Annotated in this window: 19 protein-coding genes and 1 other RNA gene; 8 read left to right on the forward strand and 12 right to left on the reverse strand. The window is 68.3% G+C overall.

The window, feature by feature from the left end; all coding sequences use genetic code 11:
* Together PC39_RS03815 and cutA are read right to left on the reverse strand one after the other, a co-directional pair.
* On the reverse strand, positions 1-887 hold an 887-nt coding region (locus PC39_RS03815; protein WP_353252046.1), incomplete at its 3' end, for a cytochrome c biogenesis protein CcdA.
* Complete coding sequence (gene cutA, locus PC39_RS03820; protein WP_353252047.1) at positions 884-1210, reverse strand: divalent-cation tolerance protein CutA; 327 nt, start codon at positions 1208-1210, stop codon at positions 884-886. The genes PC39_RS03815 and cutA, both read right to left, overlap by 4 nt.
* 203 nt (positions 1211-1413) lie before the next feature.
* On the opposite strand from cutA, the gene PC39_RS03825 reads away from it, so the two are divergent.
* Both PC39_RS03825 and ilvD read left to right on the forward strand, forming a co-directional pair.
* Positions 1414-2049 carry a peroxiredoxin gene (locus tag PC39_RS03825; protein ID WP_353252048.1) on the forward strand — a complete coding sequence of 212 codons (636 nt, stop codon included), beginning with the start codon at positions 1414-1416 and terminating at the stop codon, positions 2047-2049.
* A 307-nt stretch (positions 2050-2356) separates the two neighbouring features.
* Complete coding sequence (ilvD, locus tag PC39_RS03830; RefSeq protein ID WP_353252049.1) at positions 2357-4054, forward strand: dihydroxy-acid dehydratase; 1698 nt, start codon at positions 2357-2359, stop codon at positions 4052-4054.
* Between the two features lie 124 nt (positions 4055-4178).
* Here ilvD and PC39_RS03835 read toward each other — a convergent pair whose 3' ends face one another.
* Together PC39_RS03835 and PC39_RS03840 are read right to left on the reverse strand one after the other, a co-directional pair.
* Positions 4179-4973 (reverse strand): TatD family hydrolase, encoded by a 795-nt coding sequence (locus tag PC39_RS03835; protein WP_353252050.1) that lies wholly within the window; start codon positions 4971-4973, stop codon positions 4179-4181.
* A gap of 612 nt (positions 4974-5585) precedes the next feature.
* The gene (locus PC39_RS03840) at positions 5586-6110 is read right to left on the reverse strand and encodes a hypothetical protein (protein WP_353252051.1); all 525 of its coding nucleotides are present in this window, start codon (positions 6108-6110) and stop codon (positions 5586-5588) included.
* Positions 6111-6274: 164 nt separating this feature from the next.
* On the opposite strand from PC39_RS03840, the gene PC39_RS03845 reads away from it, so the two are divergent.
* From PC39_RS03845 to PC39_RS03860, 4 genes are all read left to right on the forward strand, one after another.
* The gene (locus PC39_RS03845; RefSeq protein ID WP_353252052.1) at positions 6275-6943 is read left to right on the forward strand and encodes a TIGR04211 family SH3 domain-containing protein; all 669 of its coding nucleotides are present in this window, start codon (positions 6275-6277) and stop codon (positions 6941-6943) included.
* Positions 6944-7060: 117 nt separating this feature from the next.
* Positions 7061-8929 (forward strand): cation:proton antiporter, encoded by a 1869-nt coding sequence (locus PC39_RS03850; RefSeq protein WP_353252053.1) that lies wholly within the window; start codon positions 7061-7063, stop codon positions 8927-8929.
* On the forward strand, positions 8922-9560 hold the full coding sequence (locus PC39_RS03855; RefSeq protein WP_353252054.1) for an alpha/beta hydrolase: 639 nt from the start codon (positions 8922-8924) through the stop codon (positions 9558-9560). The genes PC39_RS03850 and PC39_RS03855 overlap by 8 nt, the downstream gene beginning before the upstream one ends.
* 33 nt (positions 9561-9593) lie before the next feature.
* The gene (locus PC39_RS03860; RefSeq protein ID WP_353252055.1) at positions 9594-10043 is read left to right on the forward strand and encodes a tellurite resistance TerB family protein; all 450 of its coding nucleotides are present in this window, start codon (positions 9594-9596) and stop codon (positions 10041-10043) included.
* 84 nt (positions 10044-10127) lie between these two features.
* Here the strand turns inward: PC39_RS03860 and metW are convergent, their stop codons facing one another.
* Genes metW through proC form a run of 4 tightly spaced genes read right to left on the reverse strand, consistent with a single transcriptional unit; the run spans position 10128 to position 13330 of the window.
* A complete protein-coding gene (metW, locus tag PC39_RS03865) occupies positions 10128-10742 on the reverse strand; it encodes a methionine biosynthesis protein MetW (RefSeq protein ID WP_353252056.1) in 615 nt (204 codons plus the stop codon).
* Positions 10739-11887: a homoserine O-succinyltransferase MetX gene (gene metX, locus PC39_RS03870; RefSeq protein WP_353252057.1), complete on the reverse strand. Its 1149-nt coding sequence runs from the start codon at positions 11885-11887 to the stop codon at positions 10739-10741. Before metX ends, metW begins: the two co-directional genes overlap by 4 nt.
* Positions 11888-11928: 41 nt before the next feature.
* The gene (locus tag PC39_RS03875; RefSeq protein ID WP_353252058.1) at positions 11929-12492 is read right to left on the reverse strand and encodes a YggT family protein; all 564 of its coding nucleotides are present in this window, start codon (positions 12490-12492) and stop codon (positions 11929-11931) included.
* A gap of 13 nt (positions 12493-12505) precedes the next feature.
* Complete coding sequence (gene proC, locus PC39_RS03880) at positions 12506-13330, reverse strand: pyrroline-5-carboxylate reductase (protein ID WP_353252059.1); 825 nt, start codon at positions 13328-13330, stop codon at positions 12506-12508.
* Positions 13331-13453: 123 nt separating this feature from the next.
* On the opposite strand from proC, the gene ilvA reads away from it, so the two are divergent.
* Positions 13454-15031 carry a threonine ammonia-lyase, biosynthetic gene (gene ilvA / locus PC39_RS03885; RefSeq protein ID WP_353252060.1) on the forward strand — a complete coding sequence of 526 codons (1578 nt, stop codon included), beginning with the start codon at positions 13454-13456 and terminating at the stop codon, positions 15029-15031.
* A gap of 63 nt (positions 15032-15094) precedes the next feature.
* A complete protein-coding gene (locus PC39_RS03890) occupies positions 15095-16189 on the forward strand; it encodes a glycosyltransferase family 9 protein (protein ID WP_353252061.1) in 1095 nt (364 codons plus the stop codon).
* A 350-nt stretch (positions 16190-16539) separates the two neighbouring features.
* Here PC39_RS03890 and PC39_RS03895 read toward each other — a convergent pair whose 3' ends face one another.
* From PC39_RS03895 to ssrS, 4 genes are all read right to left on the reverse strand, one after another.
* Positions 16540-16929, reverse strand: a complete 390-nt coding sequence (locus PC39_RS03895) for a DUF6165 family protein (RefSeq protein ID WP_353252062.1) — start codon at positions 16927-16929, stop codon at positions 16540-16542.
* Between the two features lie 13 nt (positions 16930-16942).
* Positions 16943-17404 (reverse strand): EVE domain-containing protein, encoded by a 462-nt coding sequence (locus tag PC39_RS03900; RefSeq protein WP_353252063.1) that lies wholly within the window; start codon positions 17402-17404, stop codon positions 16943-16945.
* A 36-nt stretch (positions 17405-17440) separates the two neighbouring features.
* Positions 17441-18028, reverse strand: a complete 588-nt coding sequence (locus PC39_RS03905; RefSeq protein ID WP_353252064.1) for a 5-formyltetrahydrofolate cyclo-ligase — start codon at positions 18026-18028, stop codon at positions 17441-17443.
* A 25-nt stretch (positions 18029-18053) separates the two neighbouring features.
* Positions 18054-18236, reverse strand: a non-coding RNA gene (gene ssrS, locus PC39_RS03910) — 6S RNA.
* Positions 18237-18292: the final 56 nt, after the last annotated feature.

An 18292-nucleotide genomic window follows, 5' to 3' on the forward strand; every position in this document is an offset into this window, starting at 1 on the left:
CACGACGACGGCAACTGCAGCTCGTAGACCCCGAACATCGCCAGGGCCAGGCCCACGAAGATCAGGGCGAACGGCACCAGCGCCCAGGGCGATTGCAGGGCCGCCTGGAGGTTGGCGCCCAGCAGCCCGGCCAGGATGCCGAACACGGTGTAGGCCACGGCCATGGCGATCACGTAGGCCAGGGAGAGCGCCAGGCCGCGCGCGGCCGCGGTGCGGCGGTCGGCACGGCCGGCGTGGGCGCCCACGATCAGTCCCGACAGGATCGGCAGCATCGGCAGGACGCAGGGCGTGAAGGCGAGCAGGAGGCCCAATCCCAGGAAGGTGAGCACGCTCCAGAGCAGGTCGCCGTCCGCCAGACGCGAGGCCAGCCGGTCCTGCTCGGCGACGAACCGTTCGCCGGTGTTGTCGCTGTCGCCGGCCGGCGCCGCTGTGGCGGTCGTCCCGTCCAGGGACAGGGTGCGGGTCTGCGGCGGGTAGCAGAGGCCGGCGTCCGCGCAGCCCTGGTAGCCCACGCGCAATTCAGTGCCCGGCGGCAGCGCGCCGGTCACGGGCAGGGTCACGACCACGCGGTCGCGGTAGGTCTCGACCTCGCCGAAGAACTCGTCCTGGTGTTTCTCACCGGCCGGAATCGCCGGCTCGCCGAGGGCCGCGTCGCCGGCTTCCGCCAACTCGAACTCGAAAGCGTGCCGGTAGAGGTAGTAGCCGGAGGCGATGTCCCACGCGGCGGCAAGACGACCGTCGCCGGTACGCTCGACGCTCGGCCGGAAGGCTTCGTCCACCGACAGGAAATCGTTACCGCCGCCGCCGAGAAGCCCCCCGCCCGCGGCCGCCGCCAGGGCCGGCCAGAGCAGGCACAGCGCGGCGAGCAGGCGACGGGGTCCGTTCACTGCGCGGCGGTTTCGTCGCGTACCCATTGCAGGTAGCTCTCCAGGCCTTCCGTCACGGGCACCGCGACGATCTCCGGCACGTCGTCGGGATGCCGGGCGCGGACCCGCTCCCGCAGCGCCTCGAAGCGGTCCGCCGCCGTCTTGATCAGCAGCAGCACCTCGTCGTCGATCTCCACCTTGCCCTGCCAGCGATAGACCGATCGCAGTCCCGGCACCACGTTCACGCAGGCCGCCAGGTTCGCGTCCACCAGGTCGCGGGCGATGGTTTCCCCGGTGTCCGGGTCCGGACAGGTCACGTACACGATGCGGATGTCGTCTGCCATGGCTCCTCGTCACGGCTTTCGGGCCGTCTCCGTCGCGGTCGGTAGGATCGCACGCGATGATACGCGGCGGACCCACGGGCGTCATCCGTCGGCCGCCCTTTTGATTCAAACGAGTTATTAAGTTCTTATTATTTATTCTTTATGTGTATTAAGTCCGCCTGATACCATACGCGCCCGCTGCCAGTTCAATGAAGGAGGCGATTATGGGTCTGCGACTGGGCGATACCGCTCCCGATTTCGAGGCGGATACCACCGAGGGCCACATCCGGTTTCACGACTGGATCGGCGACGGCTGGGCCGTGCTGTTCTCGCATCCGGCCGACTTCACGCCGGTGTGCACCACCGAGCTGGGCGCCACCGCCAAGCTCAAGGAAGAGTTCGCCAAGCGCAATACCAAGGTGATCGCCGTTTCCGTCGATTCGGTCGAGGATCACAAGGCCTGGATCGGCGACATCGACGAGACCCAGGGCTGCGCCGTGAACTTCCCCATCATCGGCGATACCGACCGCAAGGTCTCCGAGCTGTACGACATGCTCCATCCGGGCGAGGGCGACACCTCGACCGTGCGCTCGGTGTTCCTGATCGATCCCAACAAGAAGATCCGGATGACGCTCACCTATCCGAAGAGCGCCGGCCGGAACTTCGACGAGATCCTGCGGGTCATCGACTCCATCCAGCTCACCGACGGCTACAAGGTGGCCACGCCGGTGAACTGGAAGAACGGCGAGGACGTGATCATCGTGCCGACCCTGTCCGACGAGGAGGCCAAGAAGCACTTCCCGGACGGCTGGAAGACCCTCAAGCCCTATCTGCGCGTCACCAAGCAGCCGGGCAAGTGATTGATTCCCGGTAGACCGGGAATCAATCACCCCGGACGCGGCCGGCAGGCCGCGATCCGGGGTCCAGGGGTTAATACCGGCGTGGCTTGGCCACTGGATCCCGGATCACGCCTACGGCGTGTCCGGGATGACGAATGGTGAGAGCCTCATGCCATGCCGGGTCCACGCCGATGCGTTTTCCGGCGACGTTAAGAACGGCCCGGCCGGGCAATACGCCCGTCCGGGCTTTTTGTCGCGCCGGGCATGACCCGCGACGCCCATCGCGGGCATAATACGCGCCTTTCGCGAAGCGACCCGGAGCCGGGACATGTCCCAGAAGACCGACAAGAGACGCCGTAGCAGCACCATCACCGAGGGGCCGGCGCGCACGCCCAACCGCGCCATGCTGCGCGCCATGGGCTACACCGACGCGGATTTCGGCAAGCCCATCGTGGGCGTGGCCAACGGCTATTCCACGATCACGCCCTGCAACATGGGCCTGAACGCCCTCACCGACCGCGCGGTGGCCGCCCTGGAAGGGGCGGGCGCCAAGGCGCAGACCTTCGGCACCATCACCGTGTCCGACGGCATCTCCATGGGTACGCCGGGGATGAAGTATTCCCTGGCCTCGCGCGAGGTCATCGCCGACGCCATCGAGACCGCCTGCGAGGCGGAGTCCATGGACGGCGTGATCGCGCTCGGCGGCTGCGACAAGAACATGCCCGGCGCCATGATCGCCATGGCCCGCATGAACATCCCGGCGATCTTCGTCTACGGCGGCACCATCAAGCCCGGCAAGCTGGACGGCGAGGATCTCACCGTGGTTTCCGCGTTCGAGGCTGTCGGTCAGTATGCCGCCCACAAGATCGACGACGCGCGCCTGAAGAAGGTGGAGTGCAACGCCTGCCCGGGCGCCGGTGCCTGCGGCGGCATGTTCACCGCCAACACCATGTCCTCGGCGTTCGAGGCCATGGGCCTGAGCCTGCCGTATTCCTCGACCATGGCGGCCGAGGACGAAGAGAAGGCGGACAGCGCCGCGGCCGCGGCCGAAGCATTGGTGGCGGCGATAGAGGCCGACATCCGGCCGCGCGACCTGCTGACGCGCGAGGCGTTCGAGAACGCGATCAGCGTGATCATGGCGATGGGCGGTTCGACCAACGCGGTCCTGCATCTGCTGGCGATCGCGCACGCTGCCGAGGTCGAACTGACCATCGACGACTTCGAGCGCATCCGCGGACGTGTGCCGGTGTTCTGCGATCTCAAGCCGTCCGGTCGTTTCGTGATCGTGGACCTGCACCGGGCGGGCGGCGTGCCCCAGGTCATGAAGATGCTGCTGGAAGCCGGCCTGCTGCACGGCGATTGCCGCACCGTCACCGGCCGGACCCTGGCCGAGGTGCTGGCCGACGTGCCGGCGCGGCCGCCGGCGGGCCAGGAGGTGATCCGGCCCATCGACGATCCGCTATACAAGACCGGTCATCTCGCCATCCTCAAGGGTAACCTCGCCGAGGAAGGCGGCGTGGCCAAGATCACCGGTCTCAAGAAACCGGCGATCACGGGTCCGGCCCGGGTCTTCGACTCCGAGGAGGAGGCGATGGCCGCGATCCTGGAGGACCGGATCAAGGCCGGCGACGTGGTGGTGATCCGCTACGAGGGGCCCAAGGGCGGTCCCGGCATGCGCGAGATGCTGTCGCCGACCTCGGCCCTGGTCGGCCGCGGTCTGGGCGAGTCGGTCGGCCTGATCACCGACGGCCGTTTCTCCGGCGGCACCTACGGCATGGTGGTCGGCCACGTCGCGCCCGAGGCGGCGGCCGGCGGCACCATCGCGTTGGTCGAGGAGGGCGACTCGGTGACCATCGACGCCGAGGCCCGGCTGCTGCAGCTCAACGTCGACGACGCCGAGCTGGCCCGCCGCCGCGAGCGCTGGTCGCCACGCCCGCCGCGCGCCAAGCGTGGCGTGCTGGCCAAGTACGCCAAGCTGGTGTCCACGGCCAGCAAGGGCGCGGTTACCGACGCCGATCTTTTCTGATTGGTGAACCACAGAGGCACAGAGCGCACAGAGAAAGAGAACGGTTACGAGGCACATGGCCTTCTCAAGGCTCTTAGCCGTTCTTCGAAAGCCTCTGTGTCCTCTGTGTCTCTGTGGTTAGATTTTACTTCCCGCGAAGATTGAAGAAGCGCTCCGCGGTGGCGGTGCTCGCGGCGGCCACCGCTTCCGGCGTCTCGCCGCGCGCCTCGGCGACCGTCGCCAGCACGTAGGGCAGGTTCGCCGGCTCGTTGCGGCGGGTCTTGGGCCGCGGCCGGATGGTGCGCGGCATCAGGTAGGGGGCGTCCGTCTCCAGCATCAGCCGGTCGGCCGGGATGTCGCGGACCAGCTCCAGCAGATGCCGGCCGCGGCGCTCGTCGCAGATCCAGCCGGTGATGCCGATGTGGCAATCCAGGTCGAGATAGGCGTAGAGCTCTTCCTTGCCGGCCGTGAAACAGTGCGCCACCGCCGCCGGCAGGGCGTCGCGGTATGCCTTGAGGATGGGCAGGAAGCGTTCGTGGGCGTCGCGCTGGTGCAGGAACACCGGCATGCCGGCCGCCGCCGCGGTCTCGAGCTGTCGCTCGAACACCCGCTCCTGCAGCCGCCGCGGCGACAGGTCCCGGAAGAAATCCAGTCCCATCTCGCCGAGCGCCACCACGCCCGGTTCGGCGGCCAGCTCGCGCATCTGATCGTAGAGGTCCTCGCCGGCCTCGGCCGCGAGGTGGGGATGGCAGCCGGCGGTCGCGAACAGCCGTCCCGGATGGGCCCGGGCCATCGCGGCGGCGGTACGGTTGCTCTCGGGATCGGAGCCGGTCACCACAAGTCGGCCCACGCCGGCCCGGCGGGCGCGTTCCAGCACGTCCTCGAGGTCGGACGCGAAGCTCTCGTGCGCCAGGTTGGCGCCGATGTCGATCAGGTCCATGGCGAAGCGGTTCGTGCGGTCGTGTGACGGTGCCCGCGGCCGGCCGGGCCGCGGGAACGCGGGAGTCTACACGATGCGACCGTTGCGCTCAGGGCAGGGTTGCAAAACGACAGCGCTCAACCCGCGTTCCCTCGCGGCGTTTCGTAAACGCCTTCTCAGAGGGTGTCTATGAAATCAATCGGTATGAGTGAGCCGTCTGGCCAGTAGTCGAATTCCCGCCGGCCAGACCGTAGGCTGGAAACGCTTCGCTTATCCCGGCCCACAGGCTTTGGTTGGCGGGATATGAAACCACAGAGGCGCATGGAGGCGCGCAGAGGTTTTTGATGGGGGCTATGGATCCGTGTCCGCAGCAGACTTTCGTGCCGATCCGTATCCAGACAATCCCTGGCCTGATGAATGGTTCCCTGGGCCCCGGATAGCCGCTGGCGCGGCTTCCGGGGCGACAGTCAAGTCTCTCTGTGTGCCTCCGTGCGCCTCTGTGGTCAATGCTCTTGCTGGCCGTTTGCCGAGGCGCTTCCCGCCGTCGTGATCTTCGGCAGGGGAATGCCGGGAACGCTTCGCTTATCCCGGCCTACGGTACGCCTTTGCTCGCCACGTTTTGTAGACACCCTCTCAGTCGGGGGTACAGAAGTCGCTGCGCGGCTCGGCGTCGCAGTCGAACTCGGGGTCCTGGTCGTCCACCGAGCCCGGCCCGTCGATGTCGTCGGTGTCGCGGCCGTCGGAGTTGCTTTCGCCCTCCACCACGGCGTACAGCAGGATGCCCCCGGCGACCGTGAGCGCGATCTTGCCCAGATTGTTCTTGACGAAGTCCAGGGTGCCGCCGTCCTCGGCGTTCAGCACGAGGTCGCGGCTGACCAGCGGGACGCCGGCGATGCTGACGTGGTCGAAACGGGCGCGACGGAATTCCCAGCGCACCATCGGCGGGGCGTTCGGGGTGAGCCGCCGCTGCCGTTCGTGGTCGACGCGGAAGCCGTACCGGATGCCCTCGTCACCGGCCGCCGCCGACGGGCCATCGAAGGCATACGACAGGTACAGCGAAGCCTGTGGGCCATAGTCCCAGTCGCCGGCGACGGCGGTGCCGGACAGGCCGAGCGTGGCGGCGAGGATCGTCCCCAGGGCCAAGATCGTGGTGCGCATGCTCCCCCTCCCTGTGCGGGCCCCGTGCGCGGACGACGGCGTCGGGGCTTAGGCTTATAGTGTTCCAGGCTAGATTAGCGATGCGTGTCGAGCGAGGCAACCGGCGCGCGGCGCCCGGGCGCTCTGCTAGAATCGCCCGCTTTACGCGAGATTGAGAGCGCCCTATGAGCATCCGCCCGGTCGTCGTCTCGATGCTGGCCGCCACCGCCCTGTTCGCGGGTTCGGTGCAGGCCGCCACCCGCTACGTGAGCGACGAGCTGTCCATCAACCTGCGCCGGGGCCCCGGCAACGAGTACCGCATCACCGAGCTGGTCGAGGCGGGCACCCGCGTGGAGGTGCTGGAACGCGCCGCCGATGGGTGGAGCAAGGTGCGGACCGCCGGCGGCGAGGAAGGCTACGTGCTGACGCGTTTCCTGTCGGACAGCCCGGCCGCCCGGGACCAGCTCGCGGCGATGAAGAAGCGCGTCGCCGCACTGGAGGAGACCAACGCCGAGCTCAAGAAGGAACTGGCGCAGGCTTTGGACGGGTCCGAGGAACTGGGCAAGCTCAAGAAGGAACTCGTCGCCGAGAACGAGACGCTGCGCAAGGAGTTGGCCGAGATTCGCGAGGCCTCATCCAACGCCATCCGTATCAGCAAGGAGAACCAGGAGTTCCGGGAACGGTTGCTGGCCCTGCAGAGCGAGCTGGAACAGCTCCGGCACGAGAACAAGGCGCTGCAGAGCCGGCGCGAGGGCATGAAGATCGGGGCCCTGGTGCTGGCCGGGGGTATCCTGATCGGACTGTTGCTGCCTCTGTTCCGCGGCCGCCGCCGTAGCAGCTGGGACTCCCTTTGATCAGCGCGGCCATCGGCTGCTTGTGCGGTTGCGACCGGGCCGGTACCGTCTAGCGACTCGTTTCAACGACGGTAGCGCCGGCGCGGCCTCAGCGCGGCTCGGGCGACGGATTTCCGCATGGACGAACACCACCTCTCTCTCGAACTGATCCTGATCGTCGCCCTCGGCGTGGGATCGCAATGGCTGGCGTGGCGCGCGCGCATACCGGCCATCGTGCTGTTCCTGCTGGCGGGCCTGGTGGTCGGCCCGATCCTGGGGCTGGTCGATCCCAGCGCCGATTTCGGCGGCCTGTTCGGGCCCATCGTGGGCCTGGCGGTGGCGGTGATCCTGTTCGAGGGCGGGATGAACCTGCACTGGCACGAGTTCCGCGAGGCCGCCTCGGGCGTGAAGCGTCTGGTGACGCTTGGCGCGGTGTTCAGCCTGGTGTTCTCGGCGCTGGCCGGGCATTACGTCGGCGGCCTGGAGTGGCCGGTGGCCCTGGTGTTCGGTGCGATCCTGGTCGTGACCGGGCCCACCGTCATCATGCCCATGCTGCGCCAGTCCAACCTCAACCGGCGCACCGCCTCGTACCTCAAGTGGGAAGGCATCATCAACGATCCCACGGGCGCCCTGGCGGCGGTCCTGGCCTTCCAGTATTTCCTGCTGGCGGGCACCGAGACCGCGCCCGAGCAGGTGTTCGTCCAGCTCGGCTGGGCGATCCTGGCGGCCCTGGTGCTGGGCGTCGGCGCGGCGCTGTTCCTGGCGCACGCCTTCCGTGAGTCCTGGATCCCGGAATTCCTCAAGGCGCCGGTGACCCTGGTCACGGTGCTGTCGGTCTACGGCCTCGCCAACCTGGTCTTCAGCGAGGCGGGGCTGCTGGCGGCCACGGCGATGGGTATGACGCTGGGCAACGCCGAGCTGCCGAGCAAGACCGAGCTGCGGCGTTTCAAGGAATACGTCAGCGTGATCATGGTGTCGTCGGTGTTCGTGCTGCTGACGGCCGATCTCGACACCGAGGTGCTCACGCATCTCGACTGGCATGCCATCGCCCTGGTGGCCGCGATCATCCTGGTGGTGCGGCCCGCCACCGTCCTGTTGGCGACCGTGGGCACCGACATGAACTGGCGCGAGCGCGTGCTGGTTTCCTGGATCGGGCCGCGCGGTATCGTGGCCGCCGCCGTGGGCGGTGTGTTCGGCGCGCCCATGGTCGGTGCCGGTTACCAGGACGGTGAGCTGCTGCAGCCGCTGATCTTCGCCATCGTCTTCGCCACGGTCGTGCTGCACGGCTTCTCCATCGGCTGGCTGGCACGGCGCCTGCGCCTGGCCACCGACCCGCACGGCGTGCTGATCGTCGGTGCCTCGCCCTGGAGCACCGAGCTGGCGCGCGCCCTGACCAACGAACTCAATCTGCCGGTGTTGCTGGTGGATTCGAGTTGGCATCGTCTGCGCGCCGCGCGGCTGGCCGGCGTGCGGGTCATGTACGGGGAAGTGTTGTCCGAGGAGATCGAGCAGTCGCTGGAGCTGAACGAGATCGCCTGTCTGCTCGCCGCGACCAGTAACGACGCCTACAACGCCCTGGTCTGCAACAATTTCTCCAGCGAGCTGGAGCACGACCGGGTGTTCCAGTTGCCGATGTACGCCGCCGACGACAGCCAGGACAGCAAGCGCGTGGCCCGGCCCAAGCGCGGCCGGCCGGCTTTCCACCCGAACGCCCAGTACGAGGAACTCTGGCGGCGTCATTTCCAGAGCTGGCAGTTCTACAAGACCCGGCTGACCGAGGATTACGATTACGAGGCCTTCCGGCGCGATTGCCCGCCGGAGGCGATTGTCGTCGGCGTCCAGTACGCCGAGGGCATCTTCATCTTCCAGCCGGCGGAGAACGCCGCCAAGCCCACCGTCGGTAGCACCGTGATCTACTACGCGCCGAAGAAGGGCGGCGATCGCGCTGCCAAGAACGCCCGCCGCCGCGAACGCGAGGCGGACAGCGGGGAGCGCGACGATGCTTGAGTGGCCCGGGCGCGGGGGCGAGGATCGCGGCCTCGTCGACGGCCCGGCGGGGGCGCTGGAGGTCGATGTCTCGCTGCCGGAGGACGAACCGTGCGGCGCGGCCGTCATCTGTCACCCGCATCCGCAGTACGGCGGCAGCCTGGATAACAAGGTGGTGTTCACCCTGGCGCGGGCCGCCCGCGAGTCCGGTCTGGCCGCGGTGCGGTTCAACTTCCGGGGCGTGGGCAAGAGCGAGGGCGTCTACGACGAGGGCGCCGGGGAACTGGACGACGCCCGGGCGGTGATCGAGTGGGCCGGAGCCGCCGCCGGCGGCCTGGTCCTGGCCGGTTTCTCCTTCGGCGCCGCGATCGCGCTGCGGGCGGCCGTCGGGCGCGATGTCCGGGGCCTGGCCACGGTGGCCCTGCCGGTACGGTATTTCGATGCGCTGCCGCGCCCGGACTGTCCCTGGCTGGCGGTTCACGGCGATGCCGACGACGTCGCCGACTGCGCCGAGGCCGTGCGTCGTCTCGGGGTGCTGACGCCGGCACCCGAGATCGAGGTCCTGGCCGGCGCCGGGCATTTTTTCCACGGCCGGTTGTCGGACCTCAGGGAAACGGTGGCGCCGCGTTTCCGGCAGTGGGCCGGCGCCTGATACATATCACCATCCGGAAACCATCCGAGCGACATGAACCTGCTGGAGAAGCTTCGCAACAGTCTCGGCGGCGATTCCGCGGCGGACGAAGATCCGGAACACCGCCTGCAGCTCGCCGCCGCGGTCCTGCTCCTGGAGATGGAGCACGCCGACCACGTCTACGAGACGACCGAGCGCGCCGAGATCGAGCGCCAGCTCAAGGCGCATTTCAATCTGGACGATGACGAGGTCGTGGCCCTGCTGGCCGCCGCCGAGCCCGAGGCCCGCGAGTCGGTCTCCCTGCACGGGTTCCTGCGCGCCCTCAACGACGGCCTGTCGATGCCGGAGAAGCGGCGCGTGCTGGAGATGCTCTGGCGCGTCGCCTATGCCGACGAGCGGCTGGATCCTCAGGAGGAGCACCTGTTGCGGCATCTGTCGGAACTGCTGCACATGCCGCACAGCGAGTTCATCAAGGCCAAGCTGGCCGTCCAGGGAGACGGTTAGCTCGGCCGGTATCGTGGTGCGGGTATCCGCGACGCCGCGCCCGGATGCGACGGGCACGAAACCCGCAACACGGAACCCGCGACGTCAGTCCCGGCGCGTGCTGCGCCGGAGTTGATAGAGCGCGATCTCCCCCAGCAGGTTGGGGAAAGTACGCATGCCCCAGTTGCTGCGATGGGCGCGGTTGACCACGTAGCGCCGGGTGATCTCGATGCGGCGCTCCGCGCACAGGTTCTCGAAGTCCCGCACCGTGCACAGGTGGATGTTGGGGCTGTCGTACCACTGGTTGGGCAGGTTGCTGGAGACCGGCATGATGCCGTGCAGGGCCAGGGAGATGCGCGGCTTCCAGTGACCGAAATTGGGGAAGGTCACCACGCTTTCGCGTCCGATGCGCAGCATTTCCTCCAGCAGCAGGTCGGGCCGCTGCACCTCCTGCAGGGCGCTGGTCATCAGCACGAAGTCGAAGCTGTCGTCCTCGAACTGCTCCAGGCCCTCGTCCAGGTCGATCTGCAGCACGTTCACGCCGCGCTCGACGCAGGCGACGACGTTGTCGGGTTCGATCTCCAGGCCGTAGCCGGTCACGCCCTGGACCGCGTGCAGGTGCGCCAGCAGGGTGCCGTCGCCGCAGCCGAGGTCCAGCACGCGGGCCCCTTCCGGGATCCAGCCGCTGATGATGGACAGGTCCGCGCGCAGATCGCTCATCGTTCGGCCTCCCGCGCCACGCGGTCCAGGTAGCCGCCCAGGGTCCGCACGTAGTGCGGCATGGTGAGCAGGAAGTCGTCGTGCCCCACCTCGGCCTCGATCTCGGCATAGGACACCGCCTTGCCCGCATCCACCAGCGCATCCACGATCTCGCGCGAGCGTGCCGGCGAGAAGCGCCAGTCCGAGGTGAAGGAAACCACCAGGAAGCGGGCGGTCGCGCGCGCGAAGGCCTTGGCGAGATCGTCGCCGAAGTCCGCCGCCGGATCGAAGTAGTCCAGCGCCTTGGTCATCAGCAGGTAGGTATTGGCGTCGAAACGGTCGACGAAGGACTGGCCCTGGTAGCGCAGATAGCTCTCGACCTGGAATTCGACGTCGAAGCCGTAATTGATCCGTCCGGCGCGCAGGTCGCGGCCGAACTTGGCGCGCATCGCCTCGTCCGAGAGATAGGTGATATGCCCCAGCATGCGCGCCAGCATCAGGCCGCGGCGGGGTACGACGCCGTGCTCGTAGTAGCGTCCGCCGTGGAATTCGGGATCGGTCACGATCGCCTGGCGCGCGATCTCGTTGAAGGCGATGTTCTGGGCGGACAGCTTGGGCGCGGCGGCGATCACCACTGCGTGCCGGATCAACTCGGGGAAGTCGATCGCCCACTGCATCACCTGCATGCCGCCCAGGCTGCCGCCGGCGACCGCGGCCCAATAGGGAATGCCCAGCCGCTCGCGCAATACGTTCTGCGAACGGACCCAGTCGCGCACCGTGACCACCGGGAAATCGGGGCCGTAGTGGCGGCCGGTCTCGGGATTGATGCTGCCGGGGCCGGTGGAGCCCTTGTAGCCGCCCAGGTTGGAGGGGCAGACCACGAAGAAACGATTCGTGTCGATCGGTTTGCCGGGGCCGACGCACTTGTCCCACCAGCCCGGCTTGGCGTCGTCCGGATGGTGGTAGCCGGCGGCGTGATGGTCGCCGGACAGTGCGTGGCAGATGAGCAGGGCGTTGCTGGCGTCGGCGTTGAGTTCGCCGTAGGTCTCGTAGACGAAGTCGTAGCTGTCCAGCCGCTTGCCGCAATCCAGCGGCAGCGGTTCGTCGATATGCAGCTTCCTGGGCTCGACCAGGCCGACGGAATCGGCCGGTAACGACTTGCTCATGATGCGGGAGTCTGGAAAACGCGCAAGATTCTAACGCACATTCAGCGGAACAGTCCGGGTAGCGGCAGCAGCCGGCTGATCACCTGGAGCCCGATCATCACCACCAGCGGCGAGATGTCGAGGCCGCCGATCGGCGGCAGGTACTGGCGCACGGGACGCAACAGCGGCTCGTTCAGGCTCCAGAGCACCGCGGTGGCGGGGCTGTGGGTGCCGGGCGACAGCCAGGACACCAGTACCTGCACCAGGATGGTGAAGAAATACAGGTTGCACAGCAGCACCAGCGCCTTGAGCACGGACCACCACAGTGCCATCAGGGGCTGCGCCCGGATGTCCAGCGGGTGCAGCCAGATATCGGCCTCGATATTCAGGAAGCACAGCGCCAGGGCGAACACGGCGGCGGCCGCGTCGAAGCGGCCCCAACGCGGGATCGCGCGCCCGAGCAGCCCGACCGGCGGCTGCGTGACCTGCCACACGAACTGCGATATGGGGTTGTAGAAATCCGCCCGGGTGTACTGCAGCAGGATGCGCAGCAGCACCACGACGATGTACAGGGCGAACAGGGTGTCGACCAGGAAGAGCAGGGCGTCGTTGGCGTTGCCGTACATGGGTGTCCTTTGCCTACTCGGCGTCGAAGCCGGCACCGAGCTCGCGGGAGCGATCGGCGGCGGCGCGCATGGCGGTGGTGACCAGGGCCTGGAGGTTGCCGTCCTCGAAGGCCGCCAGCGCCCGTTCCGTGGTGCCGCCGGGCGAGGTGACCTTGGCCCGCAGGGTGGCCGGATCGTCGCCGGACTCCAGGGCCATCCGGGCCGCGCCCAGGGCGGTGTGCAGGACCAGTTCGCGCGCCGTCTCCGGCGGCAGCCCCAGATCCTCCGCGCCCGCCTGCATCGCCTCCATGAACCGGAAGAAGTAGGCGGGGCCGCTGCCCGAGGTCGCCGTGACCGCATCCAGCGCCGACTCCTCGGCGACCCAGACCACGGTGCCGGCGGCGGCGGCGACCGCCTCGGCGCTCGCGCGCTGCGTCTCGCCGACGCTGGGCAGGGCGAACAGGCCGCTGGCGCCGGCCCCGATCAGGGCGGGGGTATTGGGCATGCAACGCACCAGCGGGACATCGCCGCCGAGCCAGCCGGCGAGGGCCCGCGTGGGCACGCCCGCCGCGACGGACATCACCACCGGCCGTCGTTCGGGCAGCATGGGAGCCAGGCCGGTCGCGACCTCGGCCATCATCTGCGGCTTGACCGCCAGCACCCAGACGTCCGCGGCCAGGAGGGCGGCGTCGGCGTCGGCCGCGACCGTCACGCCCTGGTCGGCCGACAGGGATTCCCGGCGCCCGGCATCCGGTTCCACCACCCGGATACGGTCGGCGGGATGGCCCGCGTGCCGCAGTCCGCCGATGAGGCTGGCGGCCATGTTGCCGCCACCGATGAAGACGATGGTGTCGTGCATGGACCTCGTCGCGTTTCGACCAGCGGGCATGATACTGGATGCCCGCCGCGAGTGCCCAGGCGGCGGCCTCTGGATCGTCGCGGTGCTGGGCGCCGCCAGCCGCCCTCTGTATCCTGTGCACCCATGACCACCGATCTCAGCAAGACCGTACGCGGCGCCGCCGACACCGCCGTGGACATCGGCGACGCCGAATACCTGCGCCGGATCAACGCCGCGCGGGTCTACGAAGTCGCCGTCGAGACCCCGCTGTCGCCGGCCTACCAGCTCTCCAAGCGCCTGGACAACGAGGTCTTCCTCAAGCGCGAGGACATGCAGCCGGTGCATTCCTTCAAGCTGCGCGGCGCCTACAACAAGATCGCCCACCTCGGCGCCGAGCAGCGCGAGCGCGGCGTGATCTGTGCCTCCGCGGGCAACCATGCCCAGGGCGTGGCGTTGTCCGGACGGCGCCTGGGGATCCGCGCGCTGATCGTGATGCCGCGCACCACACCCCCGATCAAGGTCAAGGCGGTCGAGGCGCTGGGCGGCGAGATCGTGCTCCACGGTGACAGCTACGACGAGGCCTCGGCCCATGCGCACGAGCTGGAGCGCGAGCAGGGGCTGACCTATATCCATCCCTACGACGATCCCGACGTGATCGCGGGCCAGGGCACCATCGGCATGGAGATCCTGCAGCAGCATCCGCAGGACCTGCACGCCATATTCTGCTGCGTCGGCGGCGGCGGCCTGGTATCGGGCATCGCCGCGTACGTGAAGAGCGTGCGCCCGGATATCCGCGTGATCGGCGTCGAACCCGACGATGCGCCGAGCATGACCCGGGCGCTGGAGGTCGGCGAGCGCGTGGTCCTGGAGCAGGTGGGTCTGTTCGCCGACGGTGCCGCGGTGCGCCAGGCGGGCGAGGAGCCGTTCCGGATCGCCAGCCGGCACGTGGATGCGATGATCACGGTCTCGGCGGACGAGATCTGCGCCGCGGTGCGCGACATTTTCGAAGACACCCGCTCGCTGGCGGAACCGGCCGGCGCGCTCTCGCTCGCGGGCCTGAAGAAGTATGTCGCCGAGACCGGCATCACCGGGCAACACCTGGTCGCGATCGAGAGCGGGGCCAACGTCAATTTCGACCGGCTGCGCTACATCGCCGAGCGTGCCGAGCTGGGCGAACACCGCGAGGCGCTGCTGGCCGTGACCATTCCGGAGCGGCCGGGCAGTTTCCGCCGCTTCTGCGAGATACTCGGCGTGCGCGGCGTCACCGAGTTCAACTATCGCTACGCGGATGCCGACGAGGCCCATATCTTCGTCGGCGTCAAGCTCGACAAGGGCGCCGCCGAGCGCGAGAGCATCATCGCGGAGCTGCGTGCCGCGGCCTATCCGGTGACCGACCTCAGCACCGACGAGATGGCCAAGCTGCACGTGCGCTACATGGTCGGCGGCCGCGCCGCCGGCGCCGAGGACGAGATGCTGTTCCGCTTCGAGTTCCCGGAGCGTCCCGGCGCCCTGCTGCAGTTCCTGAACAACGTCGGCGAGCGTTGGAATATCTCGCTGTTCCACTACCGCAACCACGGCCATGCCTATGGCCAGGTGCTGGTGGGCATGCAGGTGTCGCCGGATGAGCGCGACGATTGCCGTGCCGCGCTCGATGCCCTCGGCTATACCTATGCCGAGGAGAGCGACAATCCGGCCTACCGCTTCTTCCTAAGCGGCGGCTGACGATGGTCGTCGCCGGCTTCGGACCGCGAACCCCGGAACGGCATTCGGCCGGAACGCGCGCGCATGGCGGCTGCTGATACCGGGGGGCGACCGCCCGCCAGCATCTGTCTGCTGCGGCTGTCGGCGCTGGGGGACTGCATCAATATCGTGCCGGTCGTGCATACGCTGCGCCGCCGCTGGCCGGAGACCCGTCTCGCCTGGGTCACGGGCACGGCCGAGGCACGGCTGGTGGGGGATCTCCCCGGCGTCGATTTCCATGTCGTGGATAAGAAGGCGGGCGGCCGCGGTATACGCGCGCTGAAGCGCGAGTTGGCCGACCGCCGCTTCGACGTGTTGCTGCACATGCACGCGAGCTGGCGCGCGAACCGGGTCAGCCGCGCCGTGCGCGCCGATCTAAGACTGGGCTTCGACGCCGCCCGCAGCCGCGACGGCCAGCGCTGGTTCGTGGATCGGCGTATCGAGCCGGCCCACGGCCGCCATGTCGTGGACGGCTACTTCGCGTTCCTGGAGGCGCTCGGCGTGTATGACCGGGTGCTGGATTGGTCCGTCCCCATACCCGCCGAGGCCGCGGCGCAGGCGGCCGAGGCGCTGCCGCCGGGGCCGCCGGTCCTGCTGATCAGTCCCTGCGCCAGCCACCCACGCCGCAACTGGCGCGCGGAGCGCTATGCCGCGGTCGCCGACCACGCGATCGGGCGGCACGGCATGCGGGTGGCGCTGGTGGGCGGCCCGTCCGCCGACGAGCGTGCGATGGGCGACGCCATTCTGGCGCACATGCGCGGCGAGGCCATCGACCTGATCGGCCGTTCTCCGCTCAAGTGCCTGATCGCGCTCATGCGCCGTTCGGCCTGCCTGATCACGCCCGACTCCGGCCCGGCCCACATGGCCAACGCCGCCCGCGTGCCGACCATCGCCCTGCACGCGGCGACCGAGAGCGCCCGCAGCGGGCCGTACACGAGCCTGCAATGGTGCGTGGACCGCTACGACGACGCCGCGCGCCGCTATTTCGAGCGGCCGGCCTCGGACCTGGCCTGGGGCACCAAGATCGAGCGGGAGGGGGTGATGGACCTGATCCGGGTCGCCGACGTCACCGAACGCCTCGACGCCGTCATGCTGAAGAATGTAACCACAGAGACACAGAGGCACGGAGGAAGAGTTTAAAACCGCGAAGGACACGAAGGTGAAGAAGCATAAGAAAATACGTCGTGTCCTTCGTGATTGGGGGTCCGCAAATCCCCCGCCTTCAGGCGGCCGATTTTTCGCCTTCTCCCCCTTGGGGGAGAAGGTTGGGAAGAGGGGGTGGCGCGGCCGGCCGCGCTGTTTTGTGGCCCCCTCACCCTAACTCTCCCCGGCGGGGAGAGGGAATTCAGGGTCGGCCGTAGGGCCGACCGATCCGGCTTTGAGCCGTAACCCGAAGCCACCGGCTTTAGCCGGTGGAGTATTCACATCGCCTATTCTCTGTGCCCCTGTGCCCCTGTGCCCCTGTGCCCCTGTGCCTCTGTGGTTAATCTTCAATACTCTTCGTACGATTTTTCCTCGGTCAGCGTCGAGCCGGTGAGGTCGTTGATCTCGCGCTTGATCGCGGCGCGCTTGTCGTTGGTGAAGTAGACGCTGCGCGCCAGCTCGATGAAGTCCTGGTCGAAGTTGGACCGGGATTCCTTGACGCGGATGCGGTCCTCGATCTCCCACAGGGCCTCGTTGACCTCCTTGAGCCGGTCGATGCAGTCGGCGACCCGCGCATCGCCGGCGTCGATGCCGGCCCAGATGCCTTCCAGCAGACTCAGCTCGCGGCGCACGTTGGCGAGCTTGTCGGGGTCGGCGATGCGCTCGGACTTGATCCGCAGGATGGTGATCTTGTCCAGCAGCTCGCCGGTGGCGACGGGGATTCGGATTTCGCTCATGGGCTTTCGGCTCTCACTCCAGGGACAGGATGTAGCGCCAGTGGTCCGCGCTGACCGGCATCACCGACAGGCGGTTGCCCCGGCGCAGCAAATGCAGCCCCTCCAGGGCCTGGGCGTGCTGCTTGAGCTCGGCGAGACTGATGCAACGGTCCAGCGTCCGCTCGAAGGTGACGTCGACGCGGTACCAGCGCGGCTTCTCGGGATCGGACTTGGGGTCGTAGTGCTTGTCCTCCGGATCGAAGGCGGTGTCGTCCGGATAGCCCGCCCGGCTGATCGTCATGATGCCGACGATCCCCGGCTCCTTGCAGTTGGAGTGATAGAAAAAGGCCCGGTCGCCGACCGACATCTCGTCACGCATGAAGTTGCGAGCCTGGTAGTTGCGTACACCGTCCCAGGGTTCGGTGCGGTCGGGACGATTCCTGAGATCCTCGATCCCGAATTCGTCGGGCTCCGATTTCATCAGCCAGTAGCGCATGCCGGTCGCGTTGCGGTGGAAATGGCAGCGCGCAGTTTAGCGCATATGGATGTCGGCCTCGGTCACGACGGCGTCCAGCGGCACGTCCCAGTGACGGTGCGGCAACCCGGTCACGCGCTGGCATTCGAACGCCAGGCCCACCAGGCGCGGTCCGCCATGGCGCAGTCGTCGGTGCACCAGGAAGGAGAAGGCGCGATCGTAGTGGCCGCCGCCTTGCCCGAGGCGGTTGCAGTGGTCGTCGAAGCCCACCAGCGGCATCACCACCAGGTCCAGCGTGGCCGGGCGCCGCAGTCGCCGCCCCGGATGCTGCGGCTCGGGGATGCCGAAGCGGTTGCGCCGCAGGGGCAGCCGCGGGTCCAAGCGCGCGAAGCGCATGCGGTCATGGCCGACCATGGCCGGCACGAAGAACCGGTGGACGCGGTCGCGGTCCGCGAGGAAACGCGGATCGGCCTCGTCCGGGAGCGGCAGGTAGAGGGCGATGTCGCGGGCCTGCCGGAACCAGGGCAAGCGCCGCAGGCGGGCGCAGGCCCGGCGCGAGGCCGCGCGCCGCGTCGCCGGCGTAAGGCCGCGCCGTTCGGCGCGCAGCGCCCGGCGCAGATGGCGTCGATCGGTCGTTTCGCTCACGGGCGCGGCCTTCAGGAATCGAGCGGCGACTCCCGCCAGTGCCGTCGACCGCCTTCGACCTTGAGACAAAATCTCAAGTGGGGCCAACCACGCCGCCTTAGGCTTTCCGCGGCCAGGGCGGACATGCTCACCAACGGCGCTTTATGGCCCCGAGGTTGGTAAATAGGCTCAAGCGGTACCCGGCGGCCGTCGAACACGGCAGGAGTGCCGAGGTGAAATGCTACGCCCGCGGAGGGGGGTTCTGCAAACGCCGCGACGGGCGTT

This window comes from Salinisphaera sp. PC39 (assembly GCF_040361335.1).
GTDB lineage: Bacteria > Pseudomonadota > Gammaproteobacteria > Nevskiales > Salinisphaeraceae > APNM01.